This is a genomic window from Paralimibaculum aggregatum, assembly GCF_030270585.1.
Classification (GTDB): Bacteria; Pseudomonadota; Alphaproteobacteria; order Rhodobacterales; family Rhodobacteraceae; genus Thermohalobaculum; species Thermohalobaculum aggregatum.
Genome location: NZ_BSYI01000004.1, coordinates 19,231 through 37,089, shown reverse-complemented (window position 1 = coordinate 37,089; position 17,859 = coordinate 19,231). Strand labels below are relative to the sequence as shown.

Below are 17,859 nucleotides of genomic sequence, written 5' to 3'. Positions count from 1 at the left end.
ATGCGGACCGCGATCATCGGCTGCGGCAACACCAACCGCTCGGATGACGGGATCGGCCCGCATGTGATCGGCCTGCTGCGGGCGCGCGCGCTGCCGCCGGGCGCGGCGCTGTTCGACGCCGGCACCGACGGCATGGGCGTGATCTACCGGGCGCGCGGCGCCGACCGGCTGATCATCGTCGATGCCCGCGCGCCGGAGGGGGCGCCGGGGGCGATCTACGAGGTGCCGGGCGCGGTGCTCGCGGCGCCGCCGCCGCAGAGCCTGTCGCTCCACGATTTCCGCTGGGATCACGCGCTCTATGCCGGGCGCCGGATCTATGGCGACGCCTTCCCGGCAGAGGTCTCGGTGTTCCTGATCGAGGCCGCGAGCACCGGCCTCGGGCTCGAGCTCAGCGGCCCGGTCCGGGCGGCCGGCGCGCGGGTGGCGGAGCGGATCGCCGGGCTGCTCGCGGCGCCGGCGGAGGGCTGAGGCGATGGCGGCCCGGATCGCCGTGCGGAACGGCTCGGTCTATCTCGGGCACCAGGCGGTGGCGACGTATTTCGGCGGCATCACGGCGATCATCGTCCTGATCCGCGACGGCCAGCTGCAGATCCTGCCGGTGCGCCAGATGGCGGCGGGCGGCTGCCTGCTGAAGATCCGCAACGCCCGCGGCGACCGCGTGGCCAGCGCCCCGGACGTGTTTGCCGAGCATGGCCTGCTGGCCTGGCAGGCCGACGACCTCGAGGCGGTGTGGTCGGCCGAGGTCGGGGCGCTGGTCGCCGATCTGCCTGCAAACTAAGTTTACAAGAAGAAAAATAACTAGACAGGCAAACGCCAGCGCGCTTTCATTTGTGCAAAGAAGGTTTCGGAAGAATCGGACCATCGGTCCCGGGGAGGACGACAATGGTGGCGCTCAGCCGCACCGAGGATCAGGTCAGGGCAGCGCTCAGGGTTGTCGGCGAAAGCGATGCGCCGGCGGCCGAGAAGGCCGAGATGCTCATGGAGATCGCCATGGGCATGCAGCAGAAGCCGCAGGCGCCGGAGGACCTGCATGCGGCGATCGAGCTCTACCGGCTGGGGGTCGAGCAGGCGCCGTCCGGGCAGGCGCTGCTGCAGGCGCGCATCCGCGCCCGCATGGCCACCGCGATGATGGCCGCCCCGGCCGCGGACACCGGCCTGCTGGAGGCGGCGCGGGGCGAGCTCGAGACAGCGCTCGCGACCCTCGGCGCCGAGGGCCTCGACACCGAGATCGCCGAGGCCGAGATGAATCTCGGGCTGGTGCTGCAAACCCTCGCCGGCGCCGGCAGGGCGCGCATCCAGGACGCGATCTCGGCCTATCAGCGGGCGCTCCGGGTGTTCGACAAGGCCGGGCACCCCGCCGAGTTCGCGATCCTGCAGAACAACCTGGCGACGGCGTTCCTCTCGATCCCGTTCACCGACGAGACCGGCCGGATGCGCGAGGCGCTGGCGGTGCAGGCCTTCGAGGAGGGCCTCAGGGTGGTCAACCTCGTCGATCACCCGCGGGAATACGCGATGCTCCAGAACAATCTCGGCAACGCGCTGCAATATGCCTCGTCGAGCCACCGCATCGAGAACGGGTTCCGCGCGCTCGAGGCCTATGACGCGGCGCTCAAGGTGCGCACCGCCCGGGATGCCCCGGGCGAATACGCCAACACCATCGCCAACCGGGCGAACTGCCTGGCCAACCTGCCGGACGACCCGGCCGCCCCGGAGGCCGGAAACGCCCGCAACATCGCCGCGGCGCTCGCGCTCTATGCCGAGGCGCGGGAGATCTTCGAGCGCACCGGCGAGCACGGCAAGGCCGAGGCGGTCGGCGGCGCGATGGCCGAACTTCAATCCGCGCAGGCCAGCTTCGGCGTGCCTGCCGTGCAGGAAAAGGACCTCTGAATGGCCGCTCTGATCTATCTGCTCGCGCTCCTGCTTGGCCTCGCCGCGGCACTCTGTGCCGGCGCCGCATCGGGCCTGCGCATCGGAAGGGAGGCGCTGGGCGCCGAGCTCGCGGCCTATATGGGCGGGCTCTATGGCGTGCTGTCCGGCACCGCGGCCGTGGTGTTCGGCCTGATCGTTCTCATGATCGTCTGAGGGGAAGCGGATGCTCGACATGGCCATCAACTCCGCGAAGCTGTTCTTCGCGGGCAAGCTGTTCAAGGACCGGTCGCTGGTGATCCGCCAGCTCGCCCTCGGCGCCGGCGCCGGGGCGGGGGCGATGATCCTGGTCGGCCTCGTCGCCCCGGTCTGGCTGGCGGCGATCATCGGCGGGGCGGTTGCGGGCTTCCTGCAGCCGATCCTGTTCAAAGACCTGAAATACGCGTGATCCGATGGCCGATGGCAGCGCATCCCCCGACACCCGGCCGCTGGACGAGCTGCTGCGCGACCTCGCCGCGCTGGAGGCGCTCGCGGCCGGCTGGGGCGAGGCCGAGCGCGCCGGGGCGCAGGCCCGGGCCGAGGCGGTCGATGCGCTCAACGCCGAGGCATTCCGCCGGCTGATCCGGGCGCTGCGCGATGTTCCCGGCATGGCCGAGGCGCTGCGCGCCGCCGCCGGAGACGAGGTGATCTATGCGGTGCTGCGGCGCCACGGCATCCTCAGGCCCTCGCTGTTCGAGCGGGTCGATGCGGCGCTCGAGACGGTGCGCCCGATGCTGGCCGGCCACGGCGGCGATGCCGAGCTGGTCTCGGTCGAGGGGGCGCGCGCCGAGATCCGCTTCCTCGGCGCCTGCGACGGCTGCCCGGCCTCGGCGCTGACCTTCTATGCCGGCGTCAAGAAGGCGATCCAGGAGCATGTGCCTGAGATCACCGAGGTCCGGCAGGCCAAGGGGCTGGGCGGCGGCGGCGGCGACGGCCAGGTGCACTTCACCTCGCCCTTCGCCGCCGGGCAGGAGGAGGGCTGGGCCGGCGCCGCCGAGCTCGGCGAGCTGGCCGACGGCACCACCCGCATCCTCGAGGTCGAGGGGCGCTCGGTGCTGCTGTCGCGCTTCGGCGACCGGGTGACCTGCTTCGAGAACGCCTGCGCCCATATGGGCATGCCGATGGATGGCGGCGCGATCGCCGGCGGCCTGATCACCTGCCCCCATCACGGGTTCCGCTATTCGCTGGAGACCGGCGAGTGCCTGACCGCGCCCGAGGTGCAGCTGCAGCCGCATGGCGTGCGCGTGGTCGGCGGGCGCATCGATGTCAGGCTGATGCCATGAGGGTCTCGCTCGCCCCCTCGTTCCGCCCGGTGAAGGCGCCGGACACCGCGACCGAAGGGGCGCCGCTGCTCGACCCGGCCGGGCCGATGGCCGTGCTCGGCTGGCGCGGCGGCGAGCTCGCGGTGCCGCTGGCGCCCGATGCCGGCACGCTGTTCGGCCCGCGCGGCGTCTGCCTGCATCCGGAGGGCTCGCTCTGGGTCGCCGATACCGGCCATCACCGGCTGCTCGGCTGGCACCGGGTGCCGGCGGCCGACAACGCGCCGGCGGACCTGCTGATCGGCCAGCCCGGCTTCACCCGCGAGGGCCGCAACGCCAAGGGCGCGCCCGGCGCGGCGACGCTGAACGTGCCGACCGGGGTGGCCGCCTGGGGCGCCGGGCTCGCCGTCGCCGATCCCTGGAACCACCGGGTGCTGCTGTGGCGGCGGCTGCCGGAGGCCTCCGGCCAGCCGGCCGATATCGTGCTCGGCCAGCGCAGCGCGCGGGAGGTCGAGGCCAATCGCGGCGCCGACCGCCCGACCGCGGCGAGCCTGCACTGGCCCTATGGCGTCTCGGTGGTGCAGGGCCGCCTCGTGGTCTGCGACACCGGCAACCGGCGGGTGCTGCTCTGGAACGCGCCGGACGAGACCGGCCAGCCGGCGGATCTGGTGCTGGGGCAGGGCGATTTCACCACGCGCGACGAGAATGCCGGCGCCGCGGTCTCGGCCCGCTCGATGCGCTGGCCGCACATGGCGGCGGGCTGGGCCGGGCGGCTGGCGGTGGCCGATGCGGGCAACAACCGGATCATGCTCTGGGACCGGCTGCCGGAGCGGAACGGCGCGCCCTGCGACGCGCTCCTCGGCCAGCGCGGCGCGGCCGGCTGCGACCACAACATGGCCGCCTACTATCCCTGCGCGGCGGCGCTGAACATGCCCTATGCCGCGGTCGCCGCCGGCGCGCGCCTGGCGGTCGCCGACACCGCGAATTCCCGGCTGCTCGGCTGGTCCGCGGCGACCACCGGCGCGGCGGCCGACCGGCTGACCGGCCAGCCCGACTTCGCCGCGAAGGGCGACAACCGCTGGGGCGTCGCCACGCGCGACAGCCTGTGCTGGCCCTACGGGCTCTCGGCGCTCGGCGGGCTGCTCGCCATCGCCGACAGCGGCAACAACCGGGTGCTGCTCTGGAGGCTGGCCGATGCAGGGTGAGCTGCACACCATCCGCGGCCAGGTCCAGGGCGTCGGCTTCCGCCCCGCGGTCTGGCGGGTGGCGCGGGCGCTCGGCCTGAGCGGCGAGGTGCGCAACACCGGCGAGGGGGTCGAGGTGCGGCTCTGGGGCGCCAACCTGACCGCCTTTGCCGAGCGGCTGCGGCGCGAGCTGCCGGTGCTGGCGCGGATCGAGCGCTGGGACCGCGTGCCGCTGGCCGACCCGGCGCCCGACGGCTTCTCGATCGCCGCCTCGGGCGGCGGCGCGATGCGCACGGCGGTGACCCCGGATGCCGCGGTCTGCGCCGACTGCCTGGCCGAGACCACCGACCCGTTCCAGCGCCGCTACCGCTACCCGTTCACCAACTGCACCAATTGCGGGCCGCGCTTCTCGATCGTCGGCGGCGCGCCCTATGACCGCGCCCGAACCACGATGCGCGACTTCCCGCTCTGCGCCGACTGCGCGGCGGAATACGGCGACCCGGCCGACCGGCGGTTCCATGCGCAGCCGGTTGCCTGCCATGCCTGCGGCCCGCGCGCCTGGTTCGAGAAGCTCGGCGGCGGCGCGGTCAATCTCGAGGCCTTCTCGATGCTCGACGACGTCGACGCCGCCGGCGGCGCGCTGATGAACGGCTACATCGTCGCGATCAAGGGGATCGGCGGCTTCCACCTGGCCTGCGACGCGACCCGGCCCGAGGTCGTCGAGCGCCTGCGCGCGCGCAAGCGGCGGCGCGGCAAGGCCTTCGCGCTGATGGCGCGGGATCTCGGGGTGATCCGCGCCCATGCCGAGATCGGCGAGGAGGAGGCCCGGCTGCTGGCCTCGCCCGAGGCGCCGATCGTGCTGCTGAAGGCGCGCGGCGCGGCGCTGCCGGACGCGGTCGCGCCGGGGCTCGACCGGCTGGGCTTCATGCTGCCGGCCACGCCGCTGCATCACCTGCTGCTCCGGCGCATGAAGCGGCCGGTGGTGATGACCTCCGGCAACCTCTCGGGCCAGCCGCAATGCACCGACAACGCGGATGCCCGCGCGCGCCTCGCCGGGATCGCCGATTTCGCCCTGATGCATGACCGGGACATCGCGAACCGCATCGACGACAGCGTGGTGCGCGTCGATCTCGGCCGGCCCCGGATGCTGCGCCGGGCCCGGGGCTATGCGCCCGCGGCGATCGCGCTGCCCGAGGGCTTCGACCGCGGCACCGAGGTGCTGGCCTTCGGCGGCGAGCTGAAGAACACCTTCTGCATGATCAAGGACGGGCAGGCGGTGCTCAGCCAGCACATGGGCGATCTCGAGGACATCGCGACCCATGCCGATGCCGAGCGCAACCTGGATCTCTATCACCGGCTCTATGCCCATCACCCGGCGGTGATCGCGGTCGACATGCATCCCGGATACCTGTCGACCCAGCGCGGCTTCAACATGGCCGGCGAGCGGCCGGTGATCGAGGTGCAGCACCACCATGCGCATGTCGCCGCCTGCCTCGTCGAGAACGGCCGGCCGCTGGACGCGCCGCCGGTGCTGGGCATCGCCATGGACGGCACCGGGCTGGGCAGCGACGGCACGATCTGGGGCGGCGAGTTCCTGCTGGCCGACTATCGCGGCTATCGCCGGGTCGGCTGCCTGAAGCCGGTCGCCCTGCCGGGCGGCACGGCCGCGGTGCGCGAGCCCTGGCGCAACGCCTATGCGCATCTGATGGCCGAGATGGGCTGGGCCGAGTTCGCGATGAACTTCGCCGGGCTGCCGCTCTGCGCGCGCCTCGCCGGCCTGCCGCGGCAGACGCTGGATGCGATGATCGCCTCGGGCACCAACGCGCCGCTGTCCTCATCCTGCGGGCGGCTCTTCGATGCCGCCGCGGCGATCGCCGGCCTCGCCTGGGAGCGGCAGGACTACGAGGGCCAGGCCGCCATGCTGTTCGAGGCGGCGCTCGACCCCGCCGCCCTCGACGAGCCCGAGGAGCTTGCCTATCCCTTCGCGATCCCGCTGCTGGGCGGCCGGGGGCTGCCCTATATCGAGCCGCTGGCGGCCTGGCGCGCGATGCTGGGCGACCTGATCCTGCGCACGCCGCCAGGCGTGATCTCGGCCCGGTTCCATCGCGGCCTCGCCCGGGCGATCGCGGCGATGGCGGCCCGGACCACCGCCGATGCCGGCATCGACACGGTCGCGCTGACCGGCGGCTGCTTCCAGAACGCGACGCTGTTCGCGCTGGTGCATGCGCGCCTCGAGGCCGCCGGCCTCACCGTTCTCAGCCACTCCGCAACCCCCGCCAACGACGGCGGGCTAGCCCTCGGCCAGGCCGCGATCGCCCTGGCCGCCAGCCAACAGGGAGACCACAATGTGCCTCGGGATTCCCGGCCAGATCATTGAGATCTCGGACGCCGAGCGGAAGCTTGCGACGGTCGACGTCTCCGGCGTGCGCCGCGAGGTCAATGTCGCCTGCATCGCCGACGGACCGCTGGACAACCTGATCGGCGTCTGGGCGCTGATCCATGTCGGCTTCGCGATGTCGCGGATCAACGAGGAGGAGGCGGCGAAGACGCTGGAGGTGCTGAAGATGCTGGGCGAGGCGCAGGACGAGATCGAGGCGATGCGCGCCAGCCAGGCGATGATGGAGCGCGCGTCATGAAGTTCGCCGACGAGTTCCGCGACCCCGCCGCCGCCAGGGGCGTTCTCGCGGCGATTGCCGGCGTCACCGCCGAGATCGGCGCGACGGCCGATGCCCCGATCCGCATCATGGAGATCTGCGGCGGCCATACCCATGCGATCTTCCGCTACGGGCTCGACAAGCTGACCCCGCCGGGCCTCGAGTTCATCCACGGCCCCGGCTGCCCGGTCTGCGTGCTGCCGATGGGCCGGGTCGACGAATGCGTCGCGCTGGCCGAGCGCCCGGAGGTGATCTTCACCACCTTCGGCGATGCCATGCGGGTGCCCGGCACCCGCAAGTCGCTGATGCAGGCCAAGGCCGAGGGCTGCGACATCCGCATGGTCTACTCGCCGCTGGACGCGCTCGAGCTGGCCCGGCGCAACCCGGACCGCGAGATCGTGTTCTTCGGGCTCGGCTTCGAGACCACGACGCCCTCGACCGCGCTGTCGATCCAGCAGGCGGCGGCCGAGGGGCTGGCCAACTTCTCGGTGTTCTGCAACCACATCACGGTGCCGCCGCCGATCCGGGCGCTGCTCGACGACCCGAGGATGGTGCTGGACGGCTTCGTCGGGCCGGGCCATGTATCGATGGTGATCGGAACGCGGCCATACGACTTCATCGCGCGGGACTACGGCAAGCCCATCGTCGTCGCCGGGTTCGAGCCGCTCGACCTGCTGCAATCGGTGCTGATGGTGCTCGAGCAGATCCGCGACGGCCGCGCCGAGGTCGAGAACCAGTATGCCCGCGTCGTGCCGGACGAGGGCAACCCGGTCTCCATCGCCGCCTGCGCCGATGTCTACGAGCCGCGCCCCAGCTTCGAATGGCGCGGCCTCGGCGAGATCGACCTGTCCGGGCTGAGGATCCGCGAGCGCTATGCCGGCTTCGACGCCGAGCGCCGGTTCGCCATCGGCTACGGCGCCGCCCGCGCCGCCGTGCCGGAGCCCGAGGGCTGTGCCTGCGGCGAGGTGATGACCGGGCGGATCAAGCCGCGGCAGTGCCCGCAGTTCGGCACGGGATGCACGCCGGAGATGCCGCTCGGCGCGCTGATGGTGTCGTCCGAGGGGGCCTGCGCGGCCTACTACCAGTATGGCGGCGGGCAGCTGGAACCGGCAGGATGAACGCCCCGGTGCGCCGCCTGCGGGCCGACCGCGTGACGCTGGCCCATGGCGGCGGCGGCAAGGCGATGCGCGAGCTGATCGAGGATGTCTTCGTCTCGGTGTTCCGGCCCGACGGCCTCGAGGACCAGGCCCGGCTGCAAGCTGCGGCGCTGGCCGAGCCGGGCGCGCGGCTGGCCTTCACGACCGACGGTTTCGTGGTCGATCCGGTCGAGTTCCCGGGCGGCGACATCGGCCGGATCGCGGTCTGCGGCACGGTCAACGACCTGGTGGTGGGCGGCGCGCGGCCGCTCTGGCTGTCGGCCGCCTTCATCATCGAGGAGGGCTGCGAGGTCGCGCTGCTGCGCCGCATCGCGGCCTCGATGCAGGCCGCGGCGGAAGAGGCCGGGGTGGCCATCGTCACCGGCGACACCAAGGTGGTGGGCCGCGGCTCGGCCGACCGGGTCTTCGTCACCACCTCGGGCGTCGGCGTCATCCCCGCCGGCCGGGCGCTGGCGGCCGACCGGGTGCGCCCCGGCGACGTCGCCATCGTCAACGGCGTGCTGGGCGACCACGGCGCCGCGATCCTGGCGGCCCGGGGCGACATGGCGCTGTCGACCGATGTCGCGAGCGACTGCCAGCCGCTCGGGGCGCTGGTCGAGGCGGTGCTCGCGGCGGCGCCCGGCACGCGGGCGGCGCGGGATGCGACGCGCGGCGGGCTCGCCTCGGCGCTGAACGAGATCGCCGAGGCGGCCGGCTGCGGCATCGTGATCGACGAGACCGCGCTGCCGCTGCGCACCGAGGTGAAGGGGCTGTGCGAGATCCTCGGCCTCGATCCGCTCTACCTGGCCAACGAGGGCACGCTGGTGCTGTTCGCGCCGGAGCACGAGGCCGATGCGGCCCTCGCCGCCATGCGCTCGGTGCCCGCCGGGCGGGATGCGGTGGCGATCGGCCGGGCCGTCGGGGACCATCCGGGCAGGGTGGTCATGCAGACCGTCTTCGGCGGCAGGCGCATCGTCGACATGCTGGTCGGCGAGCAGCTGCCGCGCATATGTTGAGGCATCCATGACAAGCTTTCTCGTCCTCGGCTTCGTGATCGGCATGAGCCATGCGCTGGAGGCCGACCACCTGGCCGCCGTCGGCGCGATGGCGGCGCGCGAGCGCGGCGGCAAGCGCGCGATGGTGATGCGCGGCATGGCCTGGGGGCTGGGCCACACGATCACCCTGTTCGCGCTCTGCACGCTGGTGCTGATGTTCGGCTTCGCGCTGACCGCGGAGCGGGCGGCGGCGCTCGAATTCGGCGTCGGCGCGATGCTGGTGCTGCTGGGCGCGGATGTCCTGCGGCGGATGCGGCGGCGGCGCGTGCATTTCCACGTGCATGACCACGGCGACGGGCGCCCGCACCTGCACGCCCATTCCCATGCCGGCTCGGACACCGATCACGCGCGGGACCCGCACCACCACGCCCATCCGAGGGGGTTCTCGCTGCGGGCGCTCGGGGTCGGGCTGATCCACGGCGCGGCCGGCTCGGCGGCGCTGCTGGCGCTGGCGGTGGCCGCGACCGGGGAGCCCGCCATGGCGCTCGCCTATGTGCTGATGTTCGGGCTCGGCTCGATCGCCGGCATGGGGGCGCTGTCCTTCGTGGCGGCCTGGCCGCTGGCCGGGATCGAGCGGCACACCCGCAGGATCTACCAGGCGCTGACGCTGGGCGCCGCCACGGTGGCGATCGTCATCGGCGGCGAGATCATGTGGACCACCGGCGCGCTGGCCTGGAGGGCGTTCTGATGCACGAGCTCGGGCTCTGCCGCAACATTCTCGCCATCGTCTCCGAACATGCCGGCGACCGTCCGGTCCGGCGGGTGCGGGTGGCGGTCGGCCCGCTGGCCTGCGTCGAGCGCCCGGCGCTCGCCTTCTGCTGGGGCGTGGTGACCGAGGGCACCGGCCTGGCGGCGGCGGAGCTCGCCTTCGTCGAGGCCGAGGGCGACACGTTCCTGATCAAGGATTACGAACTGGAGGAGGCGGCCTGATGTGCGGCACATGCGGATGTTCCGACCCGAAGAACGACGTCGCGCTGATCGACCCTGACAGCGGCGAGCGCACCGTGCTGCGCCAGGGCGGCATCCTGGGGCAGGGCGGCGATCACGCGCCCGGCCATGCCCATGCGCACGGGCATGCGCACGATCACGCGCACGACCACGGCCATGCGCACGACCATGCCGACGGCCATCACCATCACCGCCATGACGGCGACGACCGGCCCCATGCGCATGGCCCCAACGGCGAGGTGATCAGCCTCGAGACCGCGGTGCTGGCCAAGAACGACGGCATCGCGGCGCGCAACCGCGGCTGGTTCGAGGGCCGCGGCGTGCTGGCGCTGAACCTGCTGTCCTCCCCCGGTGCGGGCAAGACCACGCTGCTCGAGCGCACCATCCGCGAGCTCGGCGACCGGGTCCGGATCGACGTGATCGAGGGCGACCAGATGACCGCCAACGACGCCGAGCGGGTGCGCGCGGCGGGCGCGCGGGCGGTGCAGATCAACACCGGAGCCGGATGCCATCTCGAGGCCGACATGGTCGCCGGCGCGGTCGCCCGGCTCGACCCCGCACCCGGCACCATCCTGATGATCGAGAATGTCGGCAACCTCGTCTGCCCGGCCATGTTCGACCTCGGCGAGCACCTGAAGATCGCCGTGATCTCGACCACCGAGGGCGAGGACAAGCCCCTGAAATATCCCCATATCTTCAGGGCTTGCGGCCTCGTGCTGATCAACAAGATCGACCTCTCGCCGCATGTCGGCTTCGACGACGCGGCCTGCCGCGCCAACATCCGCGAGATCGCGCCCGAGGCGGAGATCATCGCGCTGTCGGCGCGGACCGGCGAGGGCTTCGAGGCCTGGACGGGCTGGCTGACCGCAAGGTCGGCCTGAGCCGCCGCGCCCCGCGGCCGGGCGCATCCGGCGGCACGGGCCGGAGGCGGCAGGCCGGAGGCTCCCGACCTGACTCAGCGGGACGGATGACGGGCGCAGGCGGGAGGGCGGGCGAAGGGCCGGCCGATCGCCCGGCGGCCCACGGCCGGCCCGGTGCCGGCGCGCCGCAGGGCCCGGATAGAGGCCGGCCGATCGCCCGGAGGCCCCCGGCCGGCCCGGCGCGGGCGCGCCGCCGGGGCCGGATATCGGCATCCGTGCCCGGCAGCGCCGCCGCGATCAGTCGAACATGTCGGGCTGATCCTCGGCCAGCTGGTTCCAGATGGTCTGGAAATGCAGCCAGCCGATATAGTCGCTGCCGACATGCTCGCGGCTGTAGCGCGCGCGGTCGGCGCGCACATGGGTCGGCTGGATCCCGGAGGCGGCGATGTCGAGCTGCTGCTTGCAGCAGCGCTCCAGCGCGATGAACCAGAACGCCGCCGAATCGATGCTGTGGCGGCTCGCGGTGAGCAGGCCGTGGTTCTGGTGGATCGCCGCCTTCACCCCCTTGAACGCCTTGGCGACGTTCGAGCCGGCATGGTTCTCCACCGCCACCGCGCCGGCCTCGTCGCCGATGATCACATGGTCCTCGAAGAAGGCGCAGGCATCCTGGGTGATCGGCTCGATCGGGCGCCCGGTGGCGGCCCAGGCGGTGCCGTAGACGGTGTGGGCATGGCACATCGCGATGATGTCGGGATGCTCCTCGTGCACGTTGGCATGCAGCACGAAGCCGGCCCGGTTCACCGCGTGGCTGCCCTCGATCACCGTGCCCTCGTGATCGACCAGGATCAGGTTGGAGACCCTGACCTTGGCGAAATGCACGCACATCGGGTTGGTCCAGTAGAGCTCCGGGCGCTCCGGGTCGCGCACCGTGAGATGCCCGGCGAAGCCGTAGTCGAAGCCCTGCCGGTCGAAGGCGCGGCAGGCGGCGACCAGCCGCTCCTTGCGATGCCGGCGTTCCTGCTCGACCGTCTCGAAGGCCGGCAGCTCGGGAAAGATCAGGCCCTCCTGCTCCGGCTGGTAGATCGACACGCGCTTTCCGAGATCCAACATGGGGCGGTTCCTCTCCTCTGGTTGTTGCTGCGGGACTTGCCCCGTCCCGTTCGCTGTCCAGAATGGTGCCGCCGGGCGGGCACGGCAACGCAGCCGCCGCAATAAGTGTTATTGCCGCGCGCCCGGGTGCGGCGGGGCAGGGGCAGGGGCAGGGGGGAAGCGACCGATGAAGGACGACCGTCTGCTCGAGATGCGGATCTTCCAGGCGGTGGTCGAGGCCGGCAGCTTCACCGCCGCGGCGCACAGCATCGGCGTCAGCCAGCCCTTCGTCAGCCAGACCATCCAGCGGCTGGAGGCGCGGCTCGGCAGCAAGCTCCTGCACCGCACCACGCGCGGCCACCGGCTGACCCCGGAGGGCGAGACCTTCCTCGGCGCCGCGCGGCGCGCGATCGAGGCGGTGGAGGCGGCCGACGCGACGCTGCAGCAGGACGGGCCGAGGATCGCCGGGCATCTGCGGGTCTCGGTGCCGATCGCCTTCGGGCAGGACCGGATCACGCCGCTGATGCCGGCATTCCTGTCGCGCCACCCCCATGTCTCGGTCGAGCTGAGGCTGACCGACGACATCGAGAACCTGATCGAGGACCGCATCGACATCGCCATCCGCATGGGGCGCCTGCCCGACTCGAGCCTGATGCACCGGCGGCTCTGCGGCCTGCAGCGCATCGTCGTCGCCGCCGCCGGGCTGGTCGCGCGGCACGGCATGCCGGCGAGCCCGGCGGAGCTCGACCGGTTTCCCTGCCTCGCCTGGGACGGCAGCCGCGAGCACCTCAACCGCTGGCCCTTCGTGGTCGATGGCGAGCCGGTGATCTACCGCGCCCGGAGCCGGTTCCAGAGCAATCAGGGCATGTCGCTCTACCAGATGTGCCTGGCCGGCTTCGGAGTGATGCGGATGGCCGAGCACCTGGCGCGCCCGGCGATCGACGCGGGGCGCCTGGTGCAGCTCCTGCCCGAGCAGACGGCGACCGACGCATCGGCGATCTACGCGGTGTTCCTGCCGGACCGCTCCATCGTGCCGCGCATCCGCCTGTTCATCGAGTTCATGGTCGAGTCGTTCAGATCGCCGCGCTGGCACGCCGCCGCACCGCCCGCCGCCGGCGCCGACCAGCCCCGGTGAGCCGCCGTCTCACCCGCTTCGTCATCCTTGTCCCTCCAGCTCGGTTCATACCTTGCCGCCTGGTCCGGGATCAGGGAGCAAGGTCAGGCGGGTCACACCACCCAGATGCCGACGTCGAGGTTGTCGATGTTGCGGGCGACGTTTTCGGGGCTTTCGGCGAAGAAGACCAGCATGTCGGCGCGGTCGAAGAGGCCGGTCTCGAAGGCGTCGAGCCAGAAGGTGCGGCCGCCGTCGTCCGGGTCGCGCAGCAGCACGTTGTTGAACAGCGCGTCGATGAAGTCCGCGTCGCTCGGGTCCTCGCCGAACTTCTCGGCGAATTCCGGGCTGTCGACGAAGAACTGCGCGACCCCCGCGCGGCTGAAGGCGCCGGTGTTGATCGCGTCGTTCCAGAAGATGAAGCCGCCCTCGTCCGGCGTGCGGGCGAAGGCCGCGGCATAGGTGCGGTAGATGTAGCCGAGATCGGCGCCGGCCGCATCGAAGATCAGGGTGCCGTCGTCGAAGGCGGCGCGCTCGATATCGGTCAGCGTGTCGGTGCCGTTCGCCGCGCTCGAGAAGGCGACGTCGCCGTCCGGCAGGAACCCCCGTTCGGAGGCGTCGCGGCTGCCGGCGAAGACCACGGTGTCGCGGCCCGCGCCGCCGTCGATGCATTCGTTGCCCGCGCCGGCGGGGATCTCGTCGCCGTCGCCGCTGCCCGCGACCGCCGCGCAGGACGGATCGGTGACGACCACCGTCGCCCCGGCATCGGTCTCGCCGCCCTGGCCGTCGGCCGCCGTGTAGGTGAAGCTGTCGATGCCGACGAAGCCCGGCGGCGGCGTGTAGAGCAGTTCGCCGCCGGAGATCTGCAGCGTGCCGCCGGCCGCGGATGCGGCGGCGGGCAGCGCGGCGCTCAGCGGATCGTCGTCGGGGTCGCTGTCGTTGCGCAGCACGTCCAGCGCGGTGGGCGGGGCATCGCCGGCGACGGCGAACCGGTCGTCGACGGCGACCGGCGGCGTGTTGGCGGTGACCTGGCCGATCGAGATGGCGACCGCCGCGATGGCGATGCCGCCCGCGCCGTCGTCGATGGCATAGAGGAACCCGTCGCTGCCGCCCGCGCCGGCGTCGGGGGTGTAGGTGATCGCACCGTCGACGATCTCCGCCGTGCCGGAGGCCGGGGCATCGACGATCGAGAGGCCGAGCGGGTCGCCGTCGGGGTCGCTGTCGTTGGCCAGCACGTCGATCACCACGGGGCTGCCGGCCACCGCGAGGGCGGCGTCGTCGACCGCCTCGGGCACGGCATTACCGGCATCGGTGCTGCTGACGATGCGCGCGACGCCGAAGGCCGAGCGGCCGGGATCGGCGCTGTCGGTGACGCTGTAGACCAGCGAGAAGGTCTCCTCCGCCGGCGGCAGCGGCGCGGGCGCGACGAAGGCATAGTCGAACCGGTCCTGGCCGCCGAAGGCGAGGCTGGCCTCGAACACCCCGTCCGGCCCGGTGCCGCCGGCCACCCCGGCCTGCAGATCGGAGAAGAACGCCGGCACCGGCATGCCGCCGAGCGCGACATCCGGCTCGAACACCTCGCCGGCCAGACCGGGCAGGAACTTGTGGCCCAGCGTGTCGAAGGTCCCGTCGCCGAAGGTGACGAACTCGATCGGGTCGAGGATGTCGGCATCGAGATCATAGGCGAAGACGAAAACGAAGCCCTCGTCGAAGCCGCCCTGGCCGTCGGTGACGGTATAGTTCACGAGATCGATGCCGTTGTAGCCGGGATCGGCGACATAGCGGATGTCGGGGCCCGGAGCGTCGACGGTGCCGAAGAGCGGCTGCCCAAAGGCCGAATAGGTGAGGAAATCGCCCTCCGGGTCGGTGTCGTTGGCGAGCGCCGGGATCAGGATCTCGCCGCCCGGCGCCACGATGGCGGCGTCGTTGACCACCGTCGGCGCCATGTTGGGCGGCGGCGCGATGGTGATCGAGACGGTGGCGGTGTCGGTCAGCCCGGCGCCGTCGATCACGGTGTAGGTGAAGCTGTCGGAGCTGCCCGCGCTGCCCGGGTTCGGCGTGTAGAGCAGCGTGTCGCCGCTGATCGAGACGGCGCCGAGGCCGGGCACCGTGACGCTCTGCAGCAGCACCGGCTCGCCCAGCCGGTCGCTGTCGTTGCCGAGCACGTCGAGCGCGTTCGCGACCCCCTCGCTGGCGGCGAGGGCATCGTTGCGCGCCGTCGGGCGCAGATCGTCCTGGAGCTCGAAGGCGCCGATATCGGTGATGTCGATGGCGCCGCCGGCCGCGTCCGGGTAGTCGACGCTGCGCATCTCGCCGCGCGCATCGGTCTGCCCCGGCAGGGCCGGTGCCCGGTCGAGCGCCGGATTGGTCACGAGCCGGCGCAGCGCCAGTGCGGCGCTCTCGGCCGGGCTCTGCGAAAGCAGGCCGAAGACGACCCCGCCGGAGACGCCGATCTCGTCGAAGACGAGGCCCGGATCGGCGTTCTCGACGCCATCGAAGGCATCGGCCTCGAAATGCCCGGGAATCGCGCCGACGATGCTCGGCTCCTCGAAGACCAGCTCCGGGTCGCTCCCGAGGTTGATCTCGCCGAGCCCGGGCTCGGCCGAGATGTTGCCGAGAACCAGGCTGCCCGAGATGATCGCGACGAGCGAGACGTCGATGCCGCCGCCGCCGCCGATGGCCTCGTTGCCCGAGAGCGAGGCGCGGCCCAGCAGCAGTTCCTCCGCCGAGATCGCGCCGCCGGTCCCGGAGGTGACGTTTGCCGCGAAGGTGCTGTCGGTGATCTCGGCCAAGGCGGCGGCAATGGCGCCGCCGCGCTGGCCGCTGGCGTTCCCGGCGAACAGCGAGCGCTCGACAAAGGCGCCGGAGGCGGCGATCGCGCCGCCCTCGTTCCCCGCGAGATTGTTGGTGAACTCGCTGTCGGCGGCGATCGCCTGCTCGTTGCCGAACAGCGCGCCGCCGGAGCCGTTCTCGCTCTCGGCCAGGTTCGCCTCGAAGAGCGAGGACATGCCGATGACCGACCCGCCGGCCGAGACCGCGCCGCCCGAGCCGCCGGTGGTGCTGTTGCTGATGAAGGCGCTGTCGCTGATCTCGACATCGCCGCCCGCGATGATGGCGCCGCCATCGCCGACGGCGGCGTTCTCGGCGAAGACCGAGCCGCGCACCTCCACGTTGCCCGCGGTGCGCACCGCGCCGCCGCCGGTCGGCCCGGTCGAGACGTTGCCGGTCAGCTCCGCGAGCTCGAACACCAGCAGGGTGTTGCCGCCCGGGTCGAGCGCCTCGACGGCGCCGCCGCCGCCGGCCGTGCTGCCGCCGGAGAGGCTGATGCCCTGGAAGACCACCGAGGCGACACCCGGATCGACCCGGAAGAGCTGGGCCCCGCTATCCGGCGCCGCCGCCACCGAAAACACCCCGAGCCCGTCGATGACCAGATCGTCCTGGATCACCAGCACGCTCCCGAGCTCGAGCCTGGTGTCCTCGCCGAGCTCCGCCAGCGAGACGTCGATCAGGTCCGGCCCGACCGAGGCATTGGCCATGACGATGGCTTCGCGCAGGCTGAGCACGCCGTCTGCGGCATCGACGATATCGGTGTTGGTCGTGACTGTGAACGTCGCCATGGCGTTCTCCCGGTGTAAGCGGCACAACTCGGGCAAGCCCGGGCAGGGCTCGCGTTACAGCAACGTTTCCAGACGATTGCACCGGGACGATTGCCCGGGGCCGGAGACGTTGCGCACTCGGGTCGTCTTCCGGCACCCGCGTCGAGATTCAGATTTCACAGAGACACGTCTTGCCACCGGCAACACGTTGCCTGCATCATCCTGAATTTATTGCGGGAGTCGACTTGAAGAGCGATGGATCACCAACGCGCTCTACTCGACATACGCCGACCTTCAAGGACATTTATTTTAACCACGCCGAGTTTTTGGATGTCAACGAATAAATTCCCGGCGGTTTCACGGTGATCCTCCGCGGCGGAAAATGGGAAACCTTCTCGATTGACAACGGTTTTTCGGGTTTCTTGTCTGCAAATACGGAAGTTTTCGGGTCTCTCCCCGAGATCTATTTTTGCAGGAATGCCGTCCGTGCCCCGCCTCCCGTCCGATCACCGCCCCTCCGGGACACGGATCGCCCACCCGGCGCGGCCTGCCGGCAGACGGCGGCCCGATCCGCCGCCGCCCGAACGCCGCCGGACCGCGAGGCGCGAGCGCCGCGCCCCGGGGCCGGCGGCGCCGCCGCGCGGCAGGAGTGCGGATGCGCGGTGCCGGGGCCCGGCCCGCCGGGCGCCGGCTCCGGCGCGTCAGCGCGGGGCGCGGGCGACGGCGACCATCTCGACCCGCATCCCGGGCCTGGCGAGCGCCGCGCCGCAGGTGGCCCGGGCCGGCGGGTTCTCGCGGTCGACCCAGGCGTCCCAGACCGCGTTCATGCCCGGGAAATCCGCCATGTCGGCGAGCCAGACCTGCACCGAGGCGATGTCGGCCTTGCTGCCGCCGAGCTTGGCCATGACGGCGTCGATGGCGTCCAGGACCTCGCGGGTCTGGGCGGTGATGTCGCCGGTCAGGTCGGTCGGGATCCGCCCGGCGAGAAAGGCGATGTCGCCGATGATGGCGGCATCGCTCATGCGGGGGCCGGGGTTCAGTCTCTGCACGGTCATGGCGCGG

Annotated in this window: 18 protein-coding genes; 15 read left to right on the top strand and 3 right to left on the bottom strand. The window is 72.0% G+C overall.

The window, feature by feature from the left end; translation table 11 throughout:
* The 14 genes from QSJ97_RS03420 to hypB all read left to right on the top strand — a co-directional run bounded on the left by QSJ97_RS03420 (nucleotide 1) and on the right by hypB (nucleotide 11,022).
* Nucleotides 1-468: a hydrogenase maturation protease gene (locus QSJ97_RS03420; RefSeq protein WP_285670148.1), complete on the top strand. Its 468-nt coding sequence runs from the start codon at nucleotides 1-3 to the stop codon at nucleotides 466-468.
* Nucleotides 469-472: 4 nt separating this feature from the next.
* On the top strand, nucleotides 473-778 hold the full coding sequence (locus tag QSJ97_RS03415; RefSeq protein ID WP_285670147.1) for a hypothetical protein: 306 nt from the start codon (nucleotides 473-475) through the stop codon (nucleotides 776-778).
* A gap of 104 nt (nucleotides 779-882) precedes the next feature.
* The gene (locus QSJ97_RS03410) at nucleotides 883-1,887 is read left to right on the top strand and encodes a tetratricopeptide repeat protein (RefSeq protein WP_285670146.1); all 1,005 of its coding nucleotides are present in this window, start codon (nucleotides 883-885) and stop codon (nucleotides 1,885-1,887) included.
* Nucleotides 1,888-2,082 carry a hypothetical protein gene (locus QSJ97_RS03405; protein WP_285670145.1) on the top strand — a complete coding sequence of 65 codons (195 nt, stop codon included), beginning with the start codon at nucleotides 1,888-1,890 and terminating at the stop codon, nucleotides 2,080-2,082.
* Between the two features lie 19 nt (nucleotides 2,083-2,101).
* On the top strand, nucleotides 2,102-2,314 hold the full coding sequence (locus tag QSJ97_RS03400; protein WP_285670144.1) for a hypothetical protein: 213 nt from the start codon (nucleotides 2,102-2,104) through the stop codon (nucleotides 2,312-2,314).
* Between the two features lie 4 nt (nucleotides 2,315-2,318).
* Nucleotides 2,319-3,188 (top strand): NifU family protein, encoded by an 870-nt coding sequence (locus QSJ97_RS03395; RefSeq protein ID WP_285670142.1) that lies wholly within the window; start codon nucleotides 2,319-2,321, stop codon nucleotides 3,186-3,188.
* Nucleotides 3,185-4,369, top strand: a complete 1,185-nt coding sequence (locus tag QSJ97_RS03390; protein WP_285670141.1) for an NHL repeat-containing protein — start codon at nucleotides 3,185-3,187, stop codon at nucleotides 4,367-4,369. The genes QSJ97_RS03395 and QSJ97_RS03390 overlap by 4 nt, the downstream gene beginning before the upstream one ends.
* Nucleotides 4,359-6,725, top strand: a complete 2,367-nt coding sequence (gene hypF / locus QSJ97_RS03385) for a carbamoyltransferase HypF (RefSeq protein WP_285670140.1) — start codon at nucleotides 4,359-4,361, stop codon at nucleotides 6,723-6,725. Before QSJ97_RS03390 ends, hypF begins: the two co-directional genes overlap by 11 nt.
* Nucleotides 6,694-6,984, top strand: coding sequence for a HypC/HybG/HupF family hydrogenase formation chaperone (gene hypC / locus QSJ97_RS03380; protein ID WP_285670139.1), 291 nt, complete (start codon nucleotides 6,694-6,696; stop codon nucleotides 6,982-6,984). The genes hypF and hypC overlap by 32 nt, the downstream gene beginning before the upstream one ends.
* The gene (gene hypD / locus QSJ97_RS03375) at nucleotides 6,981-8,120 is read left to right on the top strand and encodes a hydrogenase formation protein HypD (RefSeq protein WP_285670138.1); all 1,140 of its coding nucleotides are present in this window, start codon (nucleotides 6,981-6,983) and stop codon (nucleotides 8,118-8,120) included. The genes hypC and hypD overlap by 4 nt, the downstream gene beginning before the upstream one ends.
* Nucleotides 8,117-9,154 carry a hydrogenase expression/formation protein HypE gene (gene hypE / locus QSJ97_RS03370; RefSeq protein ID WP_285670137.1) on the top strand — a complete coding sequence of 346 codons (1,038 nt, stop codon included), beginning with the start codon at nucleotides 8,117-8,119 and terminating at the stop codon, nucleotides 9,152-9,154. Before hypD ends, hypE begins: the two co-directional genes overlap by 4 nt.
* 7 nt (nucleotides 9,155-9,161) lie before the next feature.
* Nucleotides 9,162-9,881, top strand: a complete 720-nt coding sequence (locus QSJ97_RS03365) for a HoxN/HupN/NixA family nickel/cobalt transporter (protein ID WP_285670136.1) — start codon at nucleotides 9,162-9,164, stop codon at nucleotides 9,879-9,881.
* Nucleotides 9,881-10,123, top strand: coding sequence for a hydrogenase/urease maturation nickel metallochaperone HypA (locus QSJ97_RS03360; protein WP_285670135.1), 243 nt, complete (start codon nucleotides 9,881-9,883; stop codon nucleotides 10,121-10,123). Before QSJ97_RS03365 ends, QSJ97_RS03360 begins: the two co-directional genes overlap by 1 nt.
* The gene (gene hypB, locus QSJ97_RS03355; RefSeq protein WP_352231049.1) at nucleotides 10,123-11,022 is read left to right on the top strand and encodes a hydrogenase nickel incorporation protein HypB; all 900 of its coding nucleotides are present in this window, start codon (nucleotides 10,123-10,125) and stop codon (nucleotides 11,020-11,022) included. The genes QSJ97_RS03360 and hypB overlap by 1 nt, the downstream gene beginning before the upstream one ends.
* A gap of 276 nt (nucleotides 11,023-11,298) precedes the next feature.
* Here hypB and QSJ97_RS03350 read toward each other — a convergent pair whose 3' ends face one another.
* Nucleotides 11,299-12,111 carry a class II aldolase/adducin family protein gene (locus QSJ97_RS03350; RefSeq protein WP_285670134.1) on the bottom strand — a complete coding sequence of 271 codons (813 nt, stop codon included), beginning with the start codon at nucleotides 12,109-12,111 and terminating at the stop codon, nucleotides 11,299-11,301.
* Nucleotides 12,112-12,277: 166 nt separating this feature from the next.
* On the opposite strand from QSJ97_RS03350, the gene QSJ97_RS03345 reads away from it, so the two are divergent.
* Nucleotides 12,278-13,225 (top strand): LysR family transcriptional regulator, encoded by a 948-nt coding sequence (locus tag QSJ97_RS03345; protein WP_285670133.1) that lies wholly within the window; start codon nucleotides 12,278-12,280, stop codon nucleotides 13,223-13,225.
* Nucleotides 13,226-13,317: 92 nt separating this feature from the next.
* Here the strand turns inward: QSJ97_RS03345 and QSJ97_RS03340 are convergent, their stop codons facing one another.
* Together QSJ97_RS03340 and QSJ97_RS03335 are read right to left on the bottom strand one after the other, a co-directional pair.
* Nucleotides 13,318-16,818, bottom strand: a complete 3,501-nt coding sequence (locus QSJ97_RS03340) for an Ig-like domain-containing protein (RefSeq protein WP_285670132.1) — start codon at nucleotides 16,816-16,818, stop codon at nucleotides 13,318-13,320.
* A gap of 680 nt (nucleotides 16,819-17,498) precedes the next feature.
* Nucleotides 17,499-17,852, bottom strand: a complete 354-nt coding sequence (locus QSJ97_RS03335) for a RidA family protein (RefSeq protein WP_285670131.1) — start codon at nucleotides 17,850-17,852, stop codon at nucleotides 17,499-17,501.
* Nucleotides 17,853-17,859 lie beyond the last annotated feature (7 nt).